Annotated in this window: 22 protein-coding genes and 1 pseudogene; 11 read left to right on the top strand and 12 right to left on the bottom strand. The window is 45.5% G+C overall.

The genetic code is table 11. The features are described from left to right. Positions 1–130: 130 nt before the first annotated feature. Together Q0502_RS00270 and cysS are read right to left on the bottom strand one after the other, a co-directional pair. Positions 131–1465, bottom strand: a complete 1335-nt coding sequence (locus tag Q0502_RS00270; protein WP_298645796.1) for a sodium-dependent transporter — start codon at positions 1463–1465, stop codon at positions 131–133. A gap of 34 nt (positions 1466–1499) precedes the next feature. Beyond that, positions 1500–2978: a cysteine--tRNA ligase gene (cysS, locus tag Q0502_RS00265; RefSeq protein ID WP_298645793.1), complete on the bottom strand. Its 1479-nt coding sequence runs from the start codon at positions 2976–2978 to the stop codon at positions 1500–1502. A gap of 351 nt (positions 2979–3329) precedes the next feature. On the opposite strand from cysS, the gene Q0502_RS00260 reads away from it, so the two are divergent. The 9 genes from Q0502_RS00260 (at position 3330) to Q0502_RS00220 (ending at position 10972) form a co-directional block, all read left to right on the top strand. Then, positions 3330–4043: a DUF5020 family protein gene (locus tag Q0502_RS00260; RefSeq protein WP_298645790.1), complete on the top strand. Its 714-nt coding sequence runs from the start codon at positions 3330–3332 to the stop codon at positions 4041–4043. Between the two features lie 17 nt (positions 4044–4060). Beyond that, complete coding sequence (locus Q0502_RS00255; protein WP_298645787.1) at positions 4061–5371, top strand: NCS2 family permease; 1311 nt, start codon at positions 4061–4063, stop codon at positions 5369–5371. A 108-nt stretch (positions 5372–5479) separates the two neighbouring features. Further along, on the top strand, positions 5480–6043 hold the full coding sequence (gene efp, locus Q0502_RS00250; protein ID WP_298645784.1) for an elongation factor P: 564 nt from the start codon (positions 5480–5482) through the stop codon (positions 6041–6043). Positions 6044–6067: 24 nt separating this feature from the next. After that, the gene (locus Q0502_RS00245; protein ID WP_298645781.1) at positions 6068–6748 is read left to right on the top strand and encodes a DUF2461 domain-containing protein; all 681 of its coding nucleotides are present in this window, start codon (positions 6068–6070) and stop codon (positions 6746–6748) included. A gap of 203 nt (positions 6749–6951) precedes the next feature. Next, a complete protein-coding gene (locus Q0502_RS00240; RefSeq protein ID WP_298645779.1) occupies positions 6952–8079 on the top strand; it encodes an ATP-binding protein in 1128 nt (375 codons plus the stop codon). A gap of 13 nt (positions 8080–8092) precedes the next feature. Then, a complete protein-coding gene (locus tag Q0502_RS00235) occupies positions 8093–8854 on the top strand; it encodes a YaaA family protein (RefSeq protein ID WP_298645777.1) in 762 nt (253 codons plus the stop codon). 274 nt (positions 8855–9128) lie between these two features. After that, entirely contained in the window at positions 9129–9818 is a 690-nt protein-coding gene (radC, locus tag Q0502_RS00230) for a DNA repair protein RadC (RefSeq protein ID WP_298645774.1), read from the top strand. Positions 9819–9866: 48 nt separating this feature from the next. Then, the gene (locus Q0502_RS00225; protein ID WP_298645771.1) at positions 9867–10184 is read left to right on the top strand and encodes an iron-sulfur cluster assembly protein; all 318 of its coding nucleotides are present in this window, start codon (positions 9867–9869) and stop codon (positions 10182–10184) included. 32 nt (positions 10185–10216) lie between these two features. Continuing rightward, entirely contained in the window at positions 10217–10972 is a 756-nt protein-coding gene (locus tag Q0502_RS00220; RefSeq protein WP_298645768.1) for a UDP-2,3-diacylglucosamine diphosphatase, read from the top strand. A 147-nt stretch (positions 10973–11119) separates the two neighbouring features. Here Q0502_RS00220 and Q0502_RS00215 read toward each other — a convergent pair whose 3' ends face one another. The 6 genes and pseudogenes from Q0502_RS00215 to Q0502_RS00190 all read right to left on the bottom strand — a co-directional run bounded on the left by Q0502_RS00215 (position 11120) and on the right by Q0502_RS00190 (position 15536). Next, positions 11120–11446, bottom strand: coding sequence for a hypothetical protein (locus Q0502_RS00215; RefSeq protein ID WP_298645765.1), 327 nt, complete (start codon positions 11444–11446; stop codon positions 11120–11122). Positions 11447–11535: 89 nt separating this feature from the next. Beyond that, positions 11536–12072 (bottom strand): RNA methyltransferase, encoded by a 537-nt coding sequence (locus Q0502_RS00210; protein ID WP_298645763.1) that lies wholly within the window; start codon positions 12070–12072, stop codon positions 11536–11538. Positions 12073–12264: 192 nt separating this feature from the next. Continuing rightward, positions 12265–12990 (bottom strand): annotated as a pseudogene (locus tag Q0502_RS00205) (glycosyltransferase family 2 protein); the annotation flags it as partial. Positions 12991–12994: 4 nt separating this feature from the next. Then, positions 12995–13717, bottom strand: a complete 723-nt coding sequence (locus tag Q0502_RS00200) for a methyltransferase domain-containing protein (RefSeq protein WP_298645759.1) — start codon at positions 13715–13717, stop codon at positions 12995–12997. Continuing rightward, entirely contained in the window at positions 13704–14936 is a 1233-nt protein-coding gene (locus Q0502_RS00195) for a glycosyltransferase family 4 protein (protein ID WP_298645756.1), read from the bottom strand. Before Q0502_RS00195 ends, Q0502_RS00200 begins: the two co-directional genes overlap by 14 nt. Positions 14937–14987: 51 nt before the next feature. Next, on the bottom strand, positions 14988–15536 hold the full coding sequence (locus tag Q0502_RS00190; protein ID WP_298645754.1) for an ORF6N domain-containing protein: 549 nt from the start codon (positions 15534–15536) through the stop codon (positions 14988–14990). 364 nt (positions 15537–15900) lie between these two features. Here Q0502_RS00190 and Q0502_RS00185 point away from each other — a divergent pair, with 364 nt between their 5' ends. Beyond that, positions 15901–17352 (top strand): lipopolysaccharide biosynthesis protein, encoded by a 1452-nt coding sequence (locus Q0502_RS00185; RefSeq protein WP_298645751.1) that lies wholly within the window; start codon positions 15901–15903, stop codon positions 17350–17352. 64 nt (positions 17353–17416) lie between these two features. After that, positions 17417–18133: a hypothetical protein gene (locus tag Q0502_RS00180; protein ID WP_298645748.1), complete on the top strand. Its 717-nt coding sequence runs from the start codon at positions 17417–17419 to the stop codon at positions 18131–18133. Between the two features lie 68 nt (positions 18134–18201). Here the strand turns inward: Q0502_RS00180 and Q0502_RS00175 are convergent, their stop codons facing one another. The 4 genes from Q0502_RS00175 to Q0502_RS00160 form a co-directional block, all read right to left on the bottom strand. After that, positions 18202–19014, bottom strand: coding sequence for a hypothetical protein (locus tag Q0502_RS00175; protein WP_298645745.1), 813 nt, complete (start codon positions 19012–19014; stop codon positions 18202–18204). A 504-nt stretch (positions 19015–19518) separates the two neighbouring features. Then, positions 19519–20424 carry a glycosyltransferase gene (locus Q0502_RS00170; RefSeq protein WP_298645742.1) on the bottom strand — a complete coding sequence of 302 codons (906 nt, stop codon included), beginning with the start codon at positions 20422–20424 and terminating at the stop codon, positions 19519–19521. A 15-nt stretch (positions 20425–20439) separates the two neighbouring features. Further along, positions 20440–21297, bottom strand: coding sequence for a glycosyl transferase (locus Q0502_RS00165; RefSeq protein ID WP_298645740.1), 858 nt, complete (start codon positions 21295–21297; stop codon positions 20440–20442). A 7-nt stretch (positions 21298–21304) separates the two neighbouring features. After that, positions 21305–22129 carry an MBL fold metallo-hydrolase gene (locus Q0502_RS00160; protein WP_298645738.1) on the bottom strand — a complete coding sequence of 275 codons (825 nt, stop codon included), beginning with the start codon at positions 22127–22129 and terminating at the stop codon, positions 21305–21307. Positions 22130–22178: the final 49 nt, after the last annotated feature.

Raw genomic sequence — 22178 nt, 5'->3', positions numbered from 1 at the left:
CCTCTGTATTCACTTATCGAAAAAGTTCAAAGGTACCCTATGGAACTCGCTTTTAATTATCTTCTTGTGTGTGAACAATTCTCATGCTCGTTTCAAGGGAATGCCTTTCTTATGATGGGAAGTTGGTCCGTTATCCGGCCAGTCCATAGATAAAAATGGCCAGTATCGCAAGGGGAGCCACATATCGTAACAGGATTATATAGGTTTTCAGGAATCCGGTGCCGAAGTTCAGTCTCCCGTTATTGGTGAGTTGCACATATACAAGTTTCTGATCGAGATACCAGCCTACGAAGAGAGAGATGAAAAGGCCGCCTACCGGCAACATTATTTTAGCGGAAGAAACATCGAGAATATTGAAGAAAGAGGACGAGAAAGAGGAGAAGGTACCCAGAATGATCACGCCGACAGTAGCCAGCAGGGTGCTTTTCCTGCGCGAGATACGATATTCTTCGTGGAGGTATACCGTTACCACCTCCATCAGTGAAATGGTAGAGGTGAGCGCAGCCAGTGCCAGCAGGCAAAAGAAAAGAGCGCTCCAGATCATGGATCCTGCCATCTGATTGAAAAGTTCAGGCAGTGTAATAAAGAGGAGCCCCGGACCGCCGGCTACCAGGTCGTCCACAATGGTTCCGGGGTTGGTAGTCAATGCGAATGCCGACGGAAAGATGACTACGCCGGCAAGAACAGCCACCAGCGTATCGAGGATGGATACCTGTACCGACGTTTTTACAAGAGGTGTGTTGTCATTGAAATAGGAGCCATAGGTGATCATACATCCCATGCCGAGGGAGAGGGAGAAGAACGCCTGCCCCATTGCATCGAGGAATACGGTCGATTTTACATGTGACAGATCGGGCTTGAAAAGAAAATCCAGGCCCTGGACGGCGTTGTCGAGCGTGACGGCGCGGATGGCCAGCACAAGAAGGAGCAGGAAGAGCAGCGGCATCATTATTTTTGCAGATCGTTCAATCCCTTTCTTCACACCAAAAAGGATAAAGAATGCGGTCAGGAGTGTAAAGATGATCATCCAGACGATCTGTTTCGCGGGATTGTTCTGCAGGTCCGTGAAGTTTGCCGAAAAATCGGTGACCCCATAGAGATGCCCTGAAAGCGACTGAAAGAAATAAACAAGCGTCCAGCCGCACACGACCATATAAAATCCCATGATGACAAATCCGGTGAGCACACCCAGTCTACCCACCCATTTCCACTGTGTGGCGGGTGCCAGCTTGCGATAAGCGCCCGCGGTATTGGCCCGTGAGGCTCGTCCCACCAGAAACTCGCTCACCATGAGCGGTATGCCGAAAAACAAGATACAACCGATGTATACCATGATAAAGATAGCGCCCCCGCCGTCGGCTGTCTGGCTCGGAAAACGCCAGATATTACCCAGACCTACGGCTGATCCCGCGGCAGCGGCCACCACTCCGATCTTTGAGGCGAATGTCGCTCGTTTTTCAGACATATGTAGATGTTTTATTTACTCCTTGTGTTTTCTTTTAAATTCTCCATTCCACACCCTCTTTGGTGTCTTTTATCTCCACGCCGATGGCTTTCAGTTCATCACGGATCTTATCGGAAGTTTTCCAGTCTTTATTTTCCCGCGCTGTTCTGCGGATATCGATGATCAAATTCATTAGTCCCCCGATCACATCGCTTCCACCCATGCTCTTTGACTCGTCACATAATCCCAGTACTTCGAAAATAAAGGTGCGCATCAGTTTCTTCAACGCCTCCAAATCGGCGGCGGCAAGGGTCTCCTTTTTGTCGTTGACGGAATTGACGATACGTACCCCGTCGAAGAGATGGGCTATCAGTATGGGACTGTTGAAATCGTCGTTCATGGCTGCATAGCATTTTTCTTCCAGTCCGGAGATATCCACCGAAGAGGATGCCGAGGGTGGAAGTTTCTCCAGGATCGACAGGCTCTCCATGAGCTTTTTGTATCCTTTTTCGGCTGCCTGCAATGCCTCGTTGGAAAAATCGAGCGTACTTCTGTAGTGCGATTGCGCCATAAAGAACCGGACGGTCATTGGGGTATAGCCTCTTTCGAGCAGAGGGTGGTCGCCGCTGAACAGTTCTCCGGGTAAGAAGCCGTTACCTGCCGATTTGGACATTCGGGCTCCATTCACGGTAAGCATATTGGTATGTATCCAATACTTCGCAGGCGCCGTATGATTACAGGCTTTCGATTGGGCGATCTCATTGGTGTGGTGGGTTGCCTGGAGATCCATTCCGCCCCCGTGTATATCAAAGGTAGTACCCAGGTATTTGGTGCTCATTGCCGAGCATTCTATATGCCATCCGGGAAATCCCCATCCCCACGGCGATGGCCATTGCATGAGGGTTTCCGGTTTGGCTTTGATCCAGAGGGCGAAATCGAGCCGTCCCCTCTTTTCATCCTGTCCGTCCAGATCGCGGGTACCTTCCAGCAGGTCTTCCAGCTTCCGGTTGGTGAGTTGGCCGTAATCGTCCTCCCTGCTGTATTTCTCCACATCGAAATAGACGGAACCGTTCACCTCATAGGCAAACCCTTCGGCCACGATCTTTTTGATCATCTCGATCTGTTCCAGGATATGTCCGGTAGCCGTCGGTTCAATGCTGGGGGGGAGCGTGTTGAAGAGCGCCAATACCTCATGAAATCCGAGGGTATATTTCTGTACGATCTCCATCGGTTCCAACTGCTCCAGCTTGGCCCTTTTGGCAAACTTATCGTCGCCCTCATCACGGTCGCCCTCCAGATGGCCGGCATCGGTGATGTTGCGGACATAGCGGACCTTGTAGCCGAGGTGGAGCAGGTACCTGTATATCATATCGAAGGAGATAAAGGTGCGGCAATTCCCCAAATGCACATCACTATAGACAGTGGGTCCGCACACATACATGCCCACAAAAGGGGGATGCAGCGGTTCAAAGGGTTCTTTCGTCCTGCTGAGTGTGTTGTAAATGGTCAACCTTTTTTCCTTTTCTTCGCTCATAATGAATGATGACTTTTTTTAAGAAAGACAAAAATACAAATTATAATAGAATAAAGAACAAAGAGTAAAGAATAAAGAGGGATTGAGCTAATAATTTGTTGATAGGATGATTATTAATCAGTAAATCTGATAATTTGCTAATCACTAATGGATGAAAATCTTTCAACAAATTAATCACATAAAAAAAGAGCCTTACTTATGAGGATACTTTGCATATTTTTAATATTTTTGCCGTTTCTTTTGATTGACTGTTTCGTTGAGCCAAATGAGCAAAGTCAGGTGTACTGGAACTTTGCCATGGCGGGAAATAGTCTCACTTTAATGAACTTAATATTAAAACAAAAAGTCTTTATGGTACGAAACATTGTTCTATCCGTTGCGATCTTATGTGTGGCAGGGACTATCCAGGCGCAGAACCTGCAATTGCACTTCGATCCCCGTAATTCATTGTATGGCGATAAGGTGGGTGCTCCGGTTAATTACCTGACCGCCACCTTCGAGATGTTTAAACCCGACCAGTGGGGAAGCACTTTTATGTTCGTGGATTTCGACTTTAATTTCGATAAACGTAATCCCGGACTTGCTTATGCTGAAATAGCCCGCGAATTTAAGATCGGCGACTTTCCCCTGCTGCCCCACATTGAATACAACGGCGGACTGGGATTGGTGAGGGAGAAGAACTTCGGTTTCTCCATACCGAGTTCCTATCTGGGCGGATTCGGTTATCCTTTCCAGTTGGGCAATTTTTTCATGAGTACGTATGTGGCCTATAAACTGAATGCCTTTCAGGAGGTGAGCCATGATGCACAATGGACTATCACATGGAACTCCTCCCTTGCCGGCGGGAAACTTTCGCTGGGTGGATTCTTCGATCTCTGGAGCGAAAACAAAGACCGTACGGGAGTAGAGTCCGGGAAAAAACTTATTTTGTTGAGCGAGCCACAGATATGGTACAATGTTACATCTCAATTTGCCCTGGGAAGCGAGATTGAACTAAGCTATAACTTTGCGGGAGCGGACAAATTCTACGCCATTCCCACGATAGCCACCAAATGGAATTTTTAATGTAAACCCATAAGATCATGCTGGAAAAAATATTTAAACTGAAGCAGAATAAGACCAATGTACGCACGGAGATCATAGCCGGTATCATTACGTTTCTCACCATGTCCTATATCCTGGTGGTCAATCCCAATATCCTGGGAGCGGCGGGGATGGACAAGGCTGCACTTTTTACCGCGACGGCGCTCGCCAGCGTGCTGGGGACGCTTTTTATGGCATTTATCCCCAATCTACCGGTAGCGCAAGCGCCCGGTATGGGGTTGAACTCCTTTTTCGCGTTTTCTGTAGTGATAGGGTTAGGGTACTCCTGGCAGATGGCGCTGACGGCAGTTTTCATCGAAGGGATCATATTCATTATTCTCACCTTTTTCAACGTACGGGAACTGATCGTGAAAAGTATCCCGAATACCATTAAAAATGCTATCCCAGTGGGGATTGGGCTTTTTATCACTCTTCTCGGCCTGCAAAATGCAGGTTTGATCGTGAAGGATGAGAATACGATGGTCACCTTGGGCGCTATGTCTAACCCCCATATATGGGTGGCTTCGCTGGGACTTATTCTCACCGGCGTGCTCTATTATAAAAAAGTGCACGGGGCTTTCCTTATCGGGATTGCGGCGGCAACTATCTTTGCCGTTGTCCTGGGGTTGGTCCATTTTCCCCAAGGAAACCTGATTGCCCTTCCTCCCGATATTTCCCCTATTTTTGTACAATTCGAATGGAGCAATATTTTTACCCTTGACATGCTGATTATAGTCTTCACCTTTCTCTTCGTGAACCTGTTCGACACCGTAGGTACCTTGTTGGGAGTAGCTTCGAAAATAGGGATAACCGATGAAAACGGCAATTTCCCGCAAATTAAACGCGCCCTCTTTGCCGATGCGCTCGGTACGACCTTCGGCGCTGTATTGGGGACCAGTACGGTTACCTCCTATGTGGAGAGCGCCTCGGGAGTAGCTGTAGGAGGCCGTACGGGCCTGACTTCCCTCTCTACGGCAGCTATGTTTGCCCTGGCGTTATTCCTTGCCCCGCTCTTCCTGATGGTGCCGGCCTCGGCTACAGCTCCCGCACTGATCCTGGTGGGCCTGTTTATGATTACTTCCGTGGTGAAGATTAATTTCGAAGATATGACTGAGGCGTTGCCTGCATTTCTCACCATTGTGATGATGCCGTTTGCCTTCAGTATCGCCCAGGGAATTGTATTCGGCATGCTCTCTTTTGTCTTTTTGAAAGCATTGAGCGGACGATTTAAACAGATATCGGCTACCATGTGGGTTATCTTCGCGCTGTTTATTGTGAAAATAGTGCTGGATGGAATGAATGTGCTGTAACTATTTTTCACCTGCCGGTGAGCATGGAGTATATTCGCTTGTGTATGTCGTTTGAAATGACTACTTTTGCGGCCTCAACCAATATAAAATCGTAACAATAAATAGCTTATGGCGACAACTGCTGATTTCAGGAACGGGATGTGCATCGATCTGGACGGCCAGTATTATTTCATCGTGGAGTTCCTTCATGTGAAACCGGGTAAAGGTGCGGCTTTTGTCCGGACTAAACTGAGAAATGTAACTTCGGGACGTATACTTGAAAAAACATTCAATTCGGGTGTAAAGGTGGATGAGGTGCGTATTGAACGCCGCCCGTTCCAGTATCTTTACCGCGATGATATGGGGTATAATTTTATGAATACCGAAACTTTCGAACAGATCCCCATTCCGGGAGAGCAGATCGAAGGGGTACGGTTCCTGAAAGAAGGAGACATCGTGGAGGTGCAGATCCATGCCGAAAGCGGCACGATCCTTACCGCCGAAATGCCGGTACATGTCGTACTGGAGATTACTTATACCGAACCGGGTATTAAAGGCGATACTGCGACGAATACGCTGAAACCCGCCACTGTAGAGACAGGTGCCGAAGTGCGGGTACCCCTGTTCATCGATACGGGTGAAAAGATCAAAGTGGATACACGTGACGGATCATACGTTGAACGTGTCAGATAATAATTGTAAATAGTATTTAAACGGATGGATTTCAGTAGTATATTCGATTTTCTTGTCCGGTTGCAGATGTATAACGACCGCAACTGGTTTAACGAGCATAAATTCGAGTATAATGAAGTCCGGGCCGACTTTGAAACTTTTATCGATACACTCATTGTGCCGCTTGCTCAGCTGGATCCGGGTATCGGAACGGTTACGGCCAATGAGTGTATCTTTCGTATCTATCGTGATACCCGATTCTCGCATGATAAAACACCTTATAAGACCCATTTCAGCGCCTTTATAGGGAATGGTGGCAAGAAAACCCGGTTAGCCGGATATTACATTCACATACAGCCGGATGAGTCATTTTTTGCCGGTGGTATTTATAATCCTGATCCTGCCGCGTTAGAGTCTGTCAGGAACGAAATTTATCAATATCCCGATGAGATCCGGCATATCCTTGATAACCGCAAATTCAAAAAAACTTTCCCCGAACTATCCGCTGAGGAAAAACTAAAAAATCCGCCAAAAGGCTATCCGAAAGATTTTAAGGAAATCGACCTGCTGAAAAACAAACACTTTATCACTTATTATCCTCTCAAAAATGAGTTTTTCCTTCAGGACGGGCTGATCGACCGGTTGATAGAACTCTGCAAGATCCAATATCCACTCAATGCATTTTTGAATAGGGCAGTGAAAGATGAACGGAATCCGAAAGGGTAAGAGAGCCTGCATATATTAAATTTGATGTTTTTTAATACTTGAAATTCTAAAAAATATTATCGATTTTTTTGGATAACTATTTTATTTTGAACCGATTTTGGAATTCATGTGTTTGTAACAAAGTTGTTTGTAACAAAGTTGTTTGTAACAAAGTTGTTTGTAATTCTTTTTACTTATCTTTGTAGCGGAAAGGAGGTAAGTACATGGAGAATCCGTTTATTTTTGGTTTGGCCACATGGGGCGAATGGTTTACCGACCGTGAAACAGACGCAAAGCGCCTGTCGGCAAATTTCAGGTATGGTGTGAATACAATACTTATTTCGCCGCGTCGTTGGGGCAAGACTTCACTTGTGCGCAAAGTGAGTGAAGATGTCCGTTCATCGAATCTGAAAGTGGTCACTATGGATGTATTCGCGTGCCGTAACGCGGAAGAGTTCTACACGCTGTATGCCACCGAGTTGATCAAGCAAACGGCAAGCAGATGGGAAGAATGGGTGGAAAACGCGAAACGTTTTTTGTCGGGATTGGTTCCCAGGATCAGTTTCGGCGTCGACCCGATGACCGATTTTACACTTTCGTTCGATTTTTCCAATCAGCAACAGAATGAAGAGGTGCTGAATCTTCCCCAAAAAATCGCGAAGGAAAAAGGCATACACATGGTGGTATGTCTGGACGAGTTTCAGCAAATCGCCGAATTTGACAATGCGCTCTATTTTCAGCGGAAATTGCGGTCGGCATGGCAGTTGCATCAGGATGTAACCTATTGCCTTTATGGGAGCAAACAGCACTTGATGACTAAATTGTTTTCGAAACAAAGCATGCCGTTTTATAAATTCGGTGATGTAATCTATCTGCAGAAAATTAATACGGCCGACTGGATAGCGTTTATCTGTCGCCGGTTTGAAGTTACCGGAAAGCAGATATCACCCCAACTTGCGGAAAAAATTTGTCTCACGGTGGAGAATCACTCATCGTATGTGCAGCAGCTTGCGTGGCTCTTATGGGTACAAACGGATGTAAAGGCTACTGAAGCCGGTTTCGAAGCAGCATATACCGATTTGCTGAATCAAAATTCGATGCTTTATTTTAAGTATATAGATGGTTTGACTACCTATCAGCTTAATTTTCTCTACGCTGTTGCCGTGGGTGTAACGTCCGAATTTACCCGCAGCGAGAACTTGGTACGTTATCAGTTGGGGACATCGGCCAATATAAGGCGATTGAAAACATCGCTTGAAAACAAGGAATTGATCGATATCTCGGGTAAAACCGTCAGTTTCAACGACCCTATTTTTAAATTGTGGTTTAAGAAAAATGTGAGAAGGTTTTGATAAAATCAATAATATGCAAATAATTCTTTCACCTGCCAAGTTGATGGATTTTTCGGGTGGAGCGGGAGATATAAAATCCACTAAGCCGCTTTTTCCGGAAAAGACGAAAGAACTGGCGGCTGTATGCAGGCAATTACCGGAAAAGGAGATAGCGGTGGAAATGAAGATCAGTGCCAAAATGGCACATGAAGTATATGGATACTTCCAGATGTTCGATCTCAGGTCCACACCGCAACAATCCGCATCGCTGGCATATAACGGCATCGCATACAAAGGGCTGAACGCCCATGATTTCTCTGTGGAGGATTTTGATTTTGCACAGCAGCACCTCAATATCATCTCCGGATTATACGGTATTGTCCGTCCGTTGGATGCGATTAAGCCTTACCGGCTTGAGATGCAGCGAAAAATTGTGCCGCAGGGATATAACACGCTGTACGATTTCTGGCAGGAGAAGGTCAATACGTATCTTTCGAAAAAACTTCGGAAAGGGGATAAGACCATCATCAATGTGGCATCCAAAGAGTATGCAAAGGTAGTCCGGAAAAACAAACTGCCGAGAAGTGCGAAAATCATCGACATCCAGTTTCTGCAACAGGAGAATGACGATTTGAAACAGATTGTGGTGCATTCCAAAAAAGCACGCGGGCTCATGTCCCGCTTTATCATCAAAAACAGGCTTGCCGACCCCGAAGAAGTGAAAGGGTTCGATTACGAAGGATATTTTTTCTATCCTACCCTTTCGAAAGAGGATACGTGGGTGTTCGTACGATAAATTGAACAGACGTTATGTGACGGGTAACAGAACTATTTGAAACCGGAACTTGACCATATCGGAATTTTCTTTGTATATTTGCTTTGCCGAACGCAGAACTATTTCGTTAAGCCCAATGAGCAGAAAGCGAGCTGGCTTGCATTATGCCATGGCGGAAACTTTTTCGTTAAGCGGAATACAGAAGACGAATTTATTCGGATTATATTGTCGCGAGAAAAAGTCTGATAGGAAATAGTCCAAAGTATTTGAAATCGTCTAACTTCAGTGAGCCGTTATGAGCAGGTTAAGCATCAAACAGTGGGCGGAGGAGGACCGTCCCCGTGAAAAGTTATTGCTGAAAGGTGCTTCAGTACTTTCCGATTCGGAGCTTCTCGCCATCCTTATCGGCTCGGGCAATGATCAGCAGAGCGCGGTAGAGTTGAGCCAGCATATTTTATCCAAAGCCGGTAACGACCTGAATAAGCTGGCCCGGATGAGCGTATCCGATCTGGTGAGTGGTTTCCGTGGTATCGGCCAGGCGAAAGCGGTAACCGTAATTGCAGCCCTTGAACTGGGACGGCGAAGGAAGGCCGTTGAAACGCCCCACCGGAGAAAGATCACTTCATCGAAGATCGCCTATGAGTATTTCTTTCCCCTGCTTTCCGACCTGAATCATGAGGAGACATGGGCCCTGCTGACCGATCGCTCCAACAAGGTGCTCAGCACCATTCAGGTGAGCCGGGGCGGCATTTCGGGAACGGTGGTCGATGTCCGGTTGATCCTCCGGGAAGCGCTCAGCCAGTATGCTTCAGGGGTTGTGCTCGGGCACAATCATCCTTCCGGCCAATGCAGGCCGAGTCCGCAGGACACGCATCTTACAAAGAAATTGAAAGAGGCGGCCCAATGGATGGATATTTCGCTACTCGACCACATTATCGTCTGTGGCGATAGTTATTTCAGTTTTGCGGACGAAGGAATCATCTGATGCAATTAAACAATATGCCGGCTAACCGGTTTAATAGAAAATAAGATTATGAACGAAGCGTTACAAGCATTACAAGATAAGATAGTGGTCATGCTCCGCACGGTGTACGACCCCGAAATCCCTGTGAATATTTATGACCTGGGAATGATTTACGATGTGGATATCGATGAGGAGAATAATGTCACCATTGAGATGACATTCACTTCACCCAGTTGCCCCGCGGCCGATTTTATACTGATGGATGTGCAGCTGAAGGTAGAATCGATCCCGGAGGTCAATAAAGTGGATATCGACCTCACTTTCGATCCTCCCTGGGATCGGTCGATGATGAGTGAAGAGGCCTTGCTGGAACTGGGAATGATGTAATTGGAGTTAAGGGATGGTTGAATAAATTGACCGTGAAAAATAAAGTCTATTTTCTTGCCGATGCCCATCTGGGCTCCAAATCGCATACCGACTCCATTGAAACGGAACGTAAATTGTGCCGCTGGCTCGATGAGGTGAAGCATGATGCCGCTGCGATCTTTCTGATGGGAGATATTTTTGACTACTGGTATGAATACCGGTATGTCGTACCTAAAGGGTTTACACGTCTCCTGGGCAAACTGGCTGAAGTGGGCGATACCGGTGTGGAAGTCCATTTCTTCGCCGGGAATCACGATCTTTGGCTGACCGACTACCTATCTGTTGAGTGCGGAATGATCCTGCATTCAGAACCGTTTATCACGGAGATAGGGGGCCGCAAGTTCTTCCTTGCCCATGGCGACGGCCTGGGGGATGATTCCCGTTCGTTTCACTTTCTCCGGAAACTGTTTCACAGTAAATTTCTGCGGAAATGTTTCTCGGCCGTTCATCCGCGCTGGACTATACCGCTGGCGCACGCCTGGTCGAACAGCAGCCGCGAGAGTGGAGGCGTCACCCCCTATTTGGGAGAGGAGCGGGAATACCTGATCCGTTTCGCGAAAAATAAGCTCAAAGAGATGCCTGATGTCAACTACTTTATCTTCGGGCACCGCCATGTTTTGCTCGACCTGCCTGTCGCGGAGCAGAGCCGCGTGATCATGCTGGGCGACTGGCTCACTCTTTTTTCCTATGCAGAGTTCGACGGGGAAAACGTACAATTGAAACAGTACCGGTCAGCCGGTTTATTTTGACACCGACAATCCCCATCCCGGCCATGCATCTGTTGAGGGCATAAGCAAGGGCATCCTTAGTCAGGTAATCGGGAGGATCCAACGGTTCTTCCTTCAGCTCTCCCCTGAGGATTTCTGCTATATTCAAATGCGGGGAATAGTCGCATTTTAGTTGTAAGACGTCCAGACCTTTATTGCAGACGTTTTTACGGAAACCTCATTCACATTCGGGTACTTATCATAAAACAGGGCCGTCAAGTCTTGTTTGAGTACGCAATAATGAATGCCGTCTTTGGTTTTCTCCACGGTGAAATTATATTCCCGGTCATTATAATTCATCGTGATGTCCGACAGCCTGCTCGCATCGGAACTTGTAAATGTCCCGAAAATGGAGTCCCTGTCAACGGTCCGGTATATCAAATCACCGCCATGGATAGTCCGGCCGGTCAATACATAGTCTGTGTTGTTGACCGAGACGAATCGATTTAAGGACAAAGAAAGTTTCTATGCATTGTAATAAAAATATTGTGCACAGAAAAAGAGGGTATCAGAATTCGACGGGGAGAGCCTGCAACTGAAGACGCCTAATCCCTGAGCCGTTGAAAAAAATCCCATATCACTATGCCGGCCGTCACTGATACGTTGAGGGAGTGCTTGGTGCCATACTGTGGAATTTCAATGCATCCGTCCGATGCGTCTATCACCTGTTGTGCTACGCCATACACTTCGTGTCCGAAGATCACGGCATATTTTTTTCCTTTCTCCAGTTGCATCTCTTCCAACAAGACGCTGCTCTCTGCCTGCTCGATCGAAAAGACGGTGTACCCCTCCGCTTTCAGCGCTTCTACGGCTAAAAGGGTCTGTTCGGAATAACGCCATTTTACCGAATTTTCGGCGCCGAGGGCAGTCTTGTGAATTTCAACGTCGGGCGGTGTGCCGGTGATGCCGCAGAGAAGTATCTCCTCCACCCGAAAGGCGTCGCCCGTGCGGAATACCGAGCCGATGTTGTGCCGGCTGCGCACATTGTCGAGCACTACTACCAGCGGTATTTTCTTTGCTTCACGGAACTCTTCAACAGTTATACGGTTCAGTTCTTCTAATTTCAGTTTTCGTCGTTTCATTTATATTTCCGAAATGGTTGAAGGTTAATTCACTTTTATATTCAGTTACTATAAAATCGAATAAATTATCAATGTCTGATTTAGCTTCCTCAGAAACAACAACCTGAAACTGTTTCATTTTTTGGAGCAGTGCTGTTTTTCTTTTTTCCGTAGTCCGTCAAAGGCTTCTTCTACGGTGTATAACTTTTTTCCTTCCAAAACCGCCCGGATCACAAACCAGATATGATGTAAAAAGGTGGAAATATGTCCGTAGTACTTCGCCATGATACGGTAACGTTCCTTTAATGAAACCTTCCGGTTGGTCGTAGTCATCCCTTCATTCAGGTAATTGACCAGTATGAGGTGGGTATTGTGAATAGATGCAGCTTTCTTCATCATACGGATGCACCAGTCGAAATCGGATGAGAAGCGGTAGGAGAGGTTGTAGGGTTCAGCCAGTTCCCGCTTTACGATAAAAGCCTGGTGACAGACCACCATCCCTTGTTTAAAACTCTTCCATGTGAGCCTGTCGGGCGCTTTCAGGCGGCGCATATGGAGAAAAAAGCCTTCATCGTCCACGATGGCTGTCTCCCCGTAGAGTATATCGGGTGGCCTCTCCCCATCGAATGAGCGCATCATCTTCTCCACCGTATCCAGCGAGAAAAAGGTATCACCTGCATTCAAAAAGCAGAGGTAATCGCCCGAAGCCATGCTGATAGCCTTGTTCATGGCATCGTAGAGCCCTTTGTCGGCCTCGCTGACCCATTTCGTTTTTTCATCGGCGTACGCTTTGATCAAAGATACCGTCCCATCCGATGACCGTCCGTCCACCACCACCTGCTCGATCGCCGGATATGTCTGTTCGCGAACGCTCTTCAATGTTCCTTCCAGTGTTTTCTCCGCGTTGTAGGTAACCGTTATGACCGTTAGCTTCTTCATTTTCTTATTTTCTCGCATATATAGCGATAAAGGGAGACAGGAATTTTCCTTTCACGGGGAATAATTTGACGGCGTAACTCAGCATTTTCACCCACTTTCTCCTGTTCCGGTGTTCCGGTTTCGGTTCGAGCCAAAGCATTGGCTTTCCGAGATAATCCACCGATACATCGTGAAGATTGAATGTCTGCATGATCTCTTTCAGGTAGGATATCTCCATCGATTGTAGGTTGTGAGCGTCCAGGTTTTCCCTGTCGAACCGCTGCTGGAGCTTTCCGTTCAATCCCAGGAAATTGGGGAGGAGTATCAACAGTTGCCCTTTTTCCGAAAGCAGGTCCACATGGCGCCTGATCACATCCCGTGTATCTTCGAAATGCTCGATAAAACCCGAGGAGAAGACCACGTCATATCTCTTATCAGGAGAAAATGCAAAAAAATCGCTTTCGATACACCGGATGCTTCCTTCCGGCAAGCCGTTGGTCTTCTCAAACTTCCGGACAATCTCTTTGTTGATATGGAAATCGAGTATGGTTACATCACTGACGCCCCGCCGGTAGAAGAAGGCGGCAAACACTCCCGGGAAACCGCCGATCTCGATAAAGTCCTGTCCCCAGGTCAGCTTGGGCATAAATTTCTCGAATACCACTTTTTGGGGAACCCTGTCGTACCGGTAATTGCTCCAGTAGTTGTCCCAGTACTTCTTATCGGTGATATTGTTATTCTCTTTCATATAGTTCCATGTATTGTTGTGCGACTTTCTCCTGGGCGTATTTCACCAGCACTTTCCTGCGGGCGTTGATGGAGAGCGTAGCGTGAACCTCTTCCCGTAGTATCCATAGCATCCCTTCCGAGAGATCGGCCGCATCCCTGTATCCGGCCACATATCCGTTTTCCCGGTGATTGATCATTTCCGGGATTCCTCCCGTGCGAAACCCCACGCAGGGCGTTCCGCAGGCCATTGCTTCCATGATGGTGTTGGGCAGATTCTCCTGCAGGGAGGGGGTGACAAACAAGTCGGCGGCATTATAGAGTTCGGGCATCTGTTGCGGAGGGAGATATCCCATACTTCTTGCCGGCAGGGAAAGTCGTTCCTCTATATCCTTTCCCCCGCTACCCGCGATCAGGAAGAGGAGATCGTCCGAAGGGCTTGCCATCATCCTGCCGGCTTCCACCAGGTAGTCCATCCCTTTGCGCGGATCGGAGGCTTTCACCGCTGCGAACAGGATGATCTTGCTGTCAAGGGGGAGATTCAGTTTTTTTCGTATTTCCTTTTTATCCATCGGGCGGTAGGTCTCCGTGTCGATGGGGTTAGGGATGGAGAACAGGCGATGATCACGGGTGAGAGGGCTTTTTTCGGCCAGCTCTTTTAACCAGTTGCTACAGGCCGTAAAGGTTATCTCTCCCCGGCGGTATGCCTCCTGTTTCCGCCGGAAAACACGGGTAGATATATCGTTGCCGTCCGGTACGGCCAGATAGGGACAATGGCCGCAGCCGGCGGTGTAAGCGCTACAGGAGCCGGCATGATGGCAAATGCCGGTAAATGGCCACATATCGTGCATTGTCCAAACTACTTTTTTCCCGGAAGCGAGGATCCGTCCGATCTCTTTTACAGAGAGCATCCCCTGGTTAATCCAGTGCAGGTGGATTACATCGGCCTCTTTGAATTCGGGGAGTTCCGTAATCGCCACGCCAGTGTTTGCGATCGATACATCGAACAGGTTTTCTCTCGACAGGCGGTTATGCAAATAAATAACGCCCCGTTCCCAATAAAACCGCAACGCATTCGCCTTTTTATTTCCCGCGGTGAATACCGCCGCATCATCCCCCTGCTTGGTTCGCACTGCCATCGACACATCGCATCCCGCATTGCGCATCGCATGCAGCAACCGGGTGGCCGCTATGGCAGCCCCTCCCTGTATATCGTATGTGCTGATGAAAAGTACTTTCATTTCCGGATATTCGAGCGTAAGGTTACAAAAGTAACGATTTTGGATAATAAGTTATTCTTTGGGTTTCTTCTTAACAGTATGCTTGACTTTCAGTACTGAAAAGTTAAATTCAATTGTAGTTTCCGTCCCTACTGTTTGGAAATCATCGCTTAATATGTCAAAAATCAGTTCTCCACTTTTTTTCATCATAGACTTTTGTCGCTCTTTATCGGATTGTTCCGATAATTGAGAGATCGTACGGGATAATTCTCTGACTTTTGCAAAAGTTTCAATGATCGCAATGGTGGTTTCGGTTGCTTTTGGTGATTTCAGGATGGTTGCCAACATATATAAACCTTTCTCGGAAAAACATTTTGCATTGTATTTTGTATGTTTACCGCGCCTGGTATTTTCTAAGGTCGAAATTTTCGACCTTAAAGAACGCATTTCATCATCCGTCAAAGTAATAATGTATCCTTCGGGAAATTTATCGGGATTATTCTTTACCGCTTCATTGATACGTTTTGTCTCTACATTATACAATTCGGCTACATCACTGTCAAGGATTACTTGTTTTCCCTGAATCGTAAAGATTTTGTTTTCGATTGCTTGGAGTTCCATATTCTTTTATTTCCGGATACTTATTACACATACAAAAGTAACGATTTTAGAGACATGAGGTGTAGATATACGCAGTTAAACATAAAATATCTCATCTCCTACATGATTCTTGGCTTCTATCTTTATCCTTGTTAAAAAGTTGCGTATTTTTGCAGAATGATTTGAAATAGTCTAAGGTAATTGAACATTTTCGTTAAGTAAGAGCAGAACAAATTCATTTGTTTTGCCGAGCGCAGAAAATGTCTAATTTTAATGAACGTTTTCATTAAGCTAAATGAGCAGAAGATCAACTTGTTTGTATTATGCCATAGCGAGAAAACGCCTAATTTTAATGAACTATTTCGTTTATTAATCTATGTTGTAAATGGCTGATTCCGCTTTAAAGACTAAAACAACCCATTCGCTTTTCTGGAGCTTTATTGATAAGTTCGGGCAGCAGATCCTCAATTTCGTGAGTATGCTTGTGCTGATGAACATTGTCGCTCCGGATGCTTACGGGTTGATCGGATCACTGGCTGTGTTTACGGCATTCTCCACCATCCTTATCGACAGCGGTTTCGGCAGAGCTTTGTTGAATCGGAAGGAAATTTCCGCTACGGATTATAGTTCCGTTTTTTATTTTAATGCCGGATTGAGTATTTTTCTTTATCTGATCCTTTTCTTTCTGAGCCCGTTTATTGCCGTTTTGTTCAATGCTCCCGCACTTGTCCCTGTTTCGAGGGTGATATTTTTGGCGTTGATTTTCAATGCATTCGGATCGATCCATTATACAATCCTGATAAAAAGGGCAAATTTCAGAGAGATCACGAAGATGAATATGCTCGCTTTGCTTATTGCCGATATTGTTGCTATTGCGATGGCTCTCACAGGATACGGTGTTTGGGCATTGGTAGTGCAGATAGTGTTATTCGCTTTCTTCAGGACTATTCTCTTCTGGTTTTCTTCATCGTGGAGGCCGGTTGCGGAGGTCAGCCTTCCCCGATTGAAATCTTTTTTCGGATTCAGCTATAAATTAATGTTGTCCTCGATGATCTCCACTACCGTGAACAACATCTATCCAAGTCTTATAGCAGTGTTCTATCCGATGAGCCATGTGGCATTTTTCAATCAGGCAAAGAAATACCAGGAAATCCCGTTCCTTACGTTTTCCAATACTTTCCGGTCAGTAGCCATGCTGATCCTGTCGGAAATTAACGACCAAACGGAACGTTTGAAACGTGTAGTACGTAAACTGATAAAATCCATTGCATTCCTTTCTTTTCCGATAGCCCTTGTGATGATACTTATTGCCGAGCCCACATTCTATCTCTTCTTTCAAGAGAAGTGGCTGGCTTCGGTACCCTATTTCCAGGTATTGACACTTGCCGGGATGTTTTTGCCTTTTACAGTTATATTCAACGAACTATTTATCGCAAAAGAACGATCTGCTTTTTTTCTGGGACTTGAAGTCGTGAAAGGGATTGTATTAATTCTGCTGATTGTCCTTTTTTTTCCGAAGGGAATTATGGGGTTGGCGGTCAGTTGGGTTGTGTATATGATTGTGACGTTGATACTGTCGATGATCTTTTCCGGGAAGGTGATACAGTATTCCCTTTTCGAGTTCATGAAAGATATATTCCCATATCTTTTGGGAGCTGTGATCAGTACCGCTATTTCCTATTTCTTTACCCGGCATATTACAAACGATATTCTTTTCATTCTCGTAAATCCTGTGCTGATTGCCTCAGTCTACATTACATTATGCAAATTATTCAAAGTGGAGATGACGAAAGAAATTGATGAATGGTTCGCTTCAAGAAAAAAGACAAAAGTATAAAAAGGACACGGAAACAAATATTAAAAAGGTTCTATACGTCACAAAGAAAAAATAAACAGATTGTATGAAAGATATTTTACTGTATATCCGGTTTGCCTTGACATTTGCGATGCAAAATGCCACGTTGTCGCATATTAAACAACTCCGCCGATGGTTGAAAGACAAGCGTTCCGGGGACAACACGCTGATACGGGAATTACCGTGGATGACATACGATGCGCTCGACTTCCTGTCATCGATCTGTACACCCGATATGACAATCTTTGAGTGGGGATCGGGCGGGTCTACCCTTTTTTTTGCGAGACGATGCTGTCGTATAATAAGTATTGAGCATGATCAAAAATGGAGTAAACTTTTAGCCAATAAATTGAAAGAGTTTTCCGTGACGAATGTGGATTACAAAGAAGTTCCGGGAGAGAGAATTTCCGGTTGGGCACAGAGAGATTACCGGAATCCTGACGATTTTGTTTCCAACGACAGGAATTCTATCGGGCTTTCTTATGAGAAATATGTAAAAGCCATTGACCAATATCCCGATAATTATTTTGATATTGTTGTGGTGGATGGTCGGGTACGTAACTGCTGTATAAAACGTGCTATCCCTCATGTAAGGAAAGGCGGTTACTTAGTCGTGGATAACACGGATAGGAAATATTACCTGGCAGGATTCTCTGAACTTCAAAACCCCGGTATATGGGAAAAAACCGAATTTCAGGGGCCGGTCTTTTTTCAGCATGCATTCTGTAAAACCAGTTTTTTCAGGAAGATGTCCCTCTCCTGATCTGGCGACTTCATCCGGGTTAATTTTATCATGCAAACTGGTTATATTGAACCTATCGGTCATTTTTATTACCGGAGTACCCATGTATCATAATCAACCCCGGTACATATTTTAGCGTTACGCATCCCTAAATACATTCCTGGATTGGAACTGTATGTCCCGATAAACTGTTGCGATTGGGAAAGTATATCAATCGATGCAAAAAGTCTCAGATATTGTCGTCCTTGCAGTTCCTCCGGTTGCGATAGAAAGTTCTCGAAGAAATATCCCCTTTCTTCCTCCCGACATAAGGTTTTGATATCCCATCCGGGATAGAGCCGGTGAATATTCTCAATGACCGAATAATCATCCGTAAGTACAAAAGCCGTCCGGATATTCGGGTCATTCACTTTGTCGAAGTAGGCTTCTACCGGTTCTATCTTATGCTCTATGAATTTGTCCCCTCCGCGGATATGAAATCCGATATAGTCCCCCGAAATGTTTACGGAAGCCTTTAACCCGTCGATCCCTTTTTGTGTCTTTTCATTATAGCGCCACGTGATCTCGATCAATTTGGAACAGGCTTCCTGTATGTTGCCATTAATTCCCAATCCCAGTATTTGATAATTCTTTTTTGCCCTATGGGAGGATCTGCTGCGTCCGAAGACATCCTGTGTTTTGAGTTTCTTTTTTGTCCATGACAGATATGGTATCAGGCTTCTGTAGTTGGAAAATCTGCCGTCTCTTATGATTAATTTAAGGGCGTATCTCCAGTTAGAAGTCTTATAATGTTTACTGTTATCTTCTACCTGTTCACAAAAAGGGAGGAAGAACCCGTTCCAACCTTCCGGATGGAAGTTGGTAGCTCCGGAGCAAAGTTTAAACTGTATTTTATGTTCCAAACAATATAACATCGAGAGAATCATGCAATTATATTCCGAGAAAAAACCCGCGCTCATTCCGACCTTATAGATAAGTTCTTTTTTGAAAGACTTGTTTAATAATTGATAGGCATTTAGTGTCATAATAGTTTCTATAATATCCGTTCATATCCCGATCCCCATTTCCCCGATAATGTACAAAAGTAATAGCAAACACGGGGAAAAATAAAATAAAATCTATTTTTCTCTGTGTATGTTTAAATAATTATTTCAAATATCATTTTCCGGGATATTCTATTTTCCTACTTATTTTATATTCCGGAAACACAAAGGTTAATCTTCACCTCTCTTCTGGCAGGAGTTGTCCTGATGATAAGACGTCGGTACTGGCTGTTATCCTCCGGCCGGGTGTTGTCATTCCTTGAAATGATAGTATTGCTGGCCAATTGGCCACTCCGCAAATTAACAATCCCGGATTTCAACTCTTTAATAGATTGAATCAGGACAGGGATTAACCCCGTATAGTCAATTATAAGGTAGCCGGGGGAAATGCCTTTGTATCCTTCGTTTTACCTTCGCCCAAAACGAATTGGTTTTTACATGGTATCTTTCAATTGATTTTCGTGCAGCTTCGTTTTCTTCTATTACCGGAATATTGATTGACAGTTTCCTTGTATATAAATTGGTCGCGTAAATGTCCTGACTGCTGCTATGCGTTCCGCTGCCGTCAAAGCCTATGTTCTTTACCAACGATCTCCCGGCATTGACCGAAAGCATATCCTTCAGGAATAGCGAAGCATTCCAGCGGATAGCCCACGAATTATTTTGTCCCTTCACCTGGTGCCGGAGCATCCGAGTGTAAGGATATTTACCGTTAAAATCAAACGATCGGGATAGCTTGCGGCTTTTTATTTCATTCAGTAACGCTTTCCCATCGGGATTAAATTCTTGCCAAGCCCTTTTCCAGGTAGCCCAGCCCCAGCTTCCCGTCCATTTTATCAAAAAGGCTTCCGGCAATTCCGACAGAGGGTAGCAGTAGCCATGTATGTGTCCAATTCTGTTTTCGGTCTCAAACATATCCAAAGCTTCATTCATGAACGTAAGAAAATAGGGGGATGTCACCAGGTCGTCTTCCAGTACAATAACCTTTCCGTAGTCCCCGATCACGCGGGTGACCCCCGTGATGATATTTTCTGCCAATCCAAGGTTATGGGTATTCTCTATGAAATGGACTTTTCTGAACCCATCCAGTGAATGAATGATTTTCCGTACTTCCTGGACCCCCTTTTTATCTGTCTCATTTTTGTATCCGTCGGAGAATACGAATAATTCACTTTCGCTGCAAAGTGCATTGTTCAGCAATGCGTTCAACGTTTGCTGCGTATGGGACGGTCGATTATACGTAAAGAGTAAAATGGGAGCGGGTGACATACATGAACATTTTGGTTATGTTTTCCTTTTTATTTTCTCATGAGGTATGTTGCCAATATCAGCAGCCGTTTCAGAGTATGAGCTATAATATGAACCTATTATTTTCTGCGTCCGCGACAGGGTATATAATTCTACCAAAGCATCTTGTACTCCTTCGGGGGTAGAGCGTGAAACCGGGGTGTAATCTGTAATAATGCGGTTGCCGAAAATAGCTATCAGCTTCTTTTTTTCTTCCGGTGAATCAGAAGCTAGATAGAAAGATACATCGTCATGTATTTTGACCTCTTCTTTCATTCGAAGGATGAATAATTCTGTAGGGCTTTTTTCGATGGAAATAATATTATCGGTGCGACGGATATGGATGCCGATGGTATGGGGTGTAAAATCTCTGCTTCTTTCATTGATTCTCTCCTGCAACTCGGGAATAGGAATAAAAGATGAAAAACTATTTTGTTTATCCCCGGGATAGAATTGCAGGCATGCCGATAAATAGGTTTTTCTATTGGACAACACCCATTGGCGAAAATCAAAGTTTTGGTATGTTCTTTGTGTGACCTCATCTTCATGCAGGCAACTGCTGAAACGTATTGTTTCAAAGAGGTATGGAATGTAGAAGTTGTTTTTTCGTGGACGATGGTTCAGTAAGTAATCTGTAAGGATAGCATTACGGAATGTAAGTTGAGGAATATCCAAAGGTTGGAACAATCGCTCGAAAGAACAATTCAATCCTTTATCTTTAAACCAGATTGCGGTGGCACGTACATTTGTGTCTTGTATCAGAGCTATAAGGGCTTCCATGGCTTTCATACGGTTTGCCAGCCCGCCGTAGGGTATAAGGGTAATGGATGATTTCATCGCCATACTTCTCTTCACAGGTTTGTTAAAATTCTGTCTTCTGGGATAAAATGTTTCGCAGCAGGACATGCAATGCCACATCTCGTCCTACTTTAATCCCCTTTTGTGCCAACCGGCTTTCTACCGTTTGATAGGCCAGTTCCGGGTGATTGTTGTCGCCGCTGAGGTGGCAGAGCCAGATATTACGGAGGTCGGACGAGTAGTTATTGGCTAAGAACTCGGCTGTCTGCCGGTTGCTCAAATGCCCCCATCCGGAGGCAATACGTTGTCTCAGCGGATAAGGGTAGCGGCCGTTATTCAGCATCTCCTCATCGTAGTTACTTTCAATGACCAGATGATTGGCTTTGCATATGTAGTAAGCGACTTCGTCGGTAATGACTCCCACATCGGTAGCCAGTGTGAACCTGTGATTGCCGAACTGAATGAAGTAGCCGGAATTGTCGATACTGTCATGGGGCACGTTGAAGGCGGTGATGCGGAAATCTTCGATCTGAAATGGCGTTCCTTTTTCAATATATCTTGTGGAACCGTTGAGGTTGTTGCGGACAAGGGGATGGTGCATGATTGCCCTGTGTACCTCACGGGTGGCATACACCGGGATGGACAGTTTCTCTCCCAGGTAACCCACCGATTTGATATGGTCGAAGTGGTCGTGGGTGACGAGGAGCGCCATAATCGATGAGAGTTCAATTCCATAGTGGGCAAGGCGCTTTTTAATGACACGCGGGCCGATGCCCGCATCGATCAGGATACCGTAATGAGAATTTCCCAGATAGTAGCTGTTGCCACAACTACCGCTGCTGAGGCTGAAGAAAGAGAATCGTTCCGATGGGAAAAGTTCATACTGCATATTGCCTACAAAGATAAAGCAAATAACTTAAAGATGAAACGGGGAGTGA

Origin of the sequence: uncultured Proteiniphilum sp. (assembly GCF_937873925.1) — a bacterium.
GTDB lineage: Bacteria > Bacteroidota > Bacteroidia > Bacteroidales > Dysgonomonadaceae > Proteiniphilum.
This window is presented reverse-complemented; position numbering and strand designations above follow the sequence as displayed.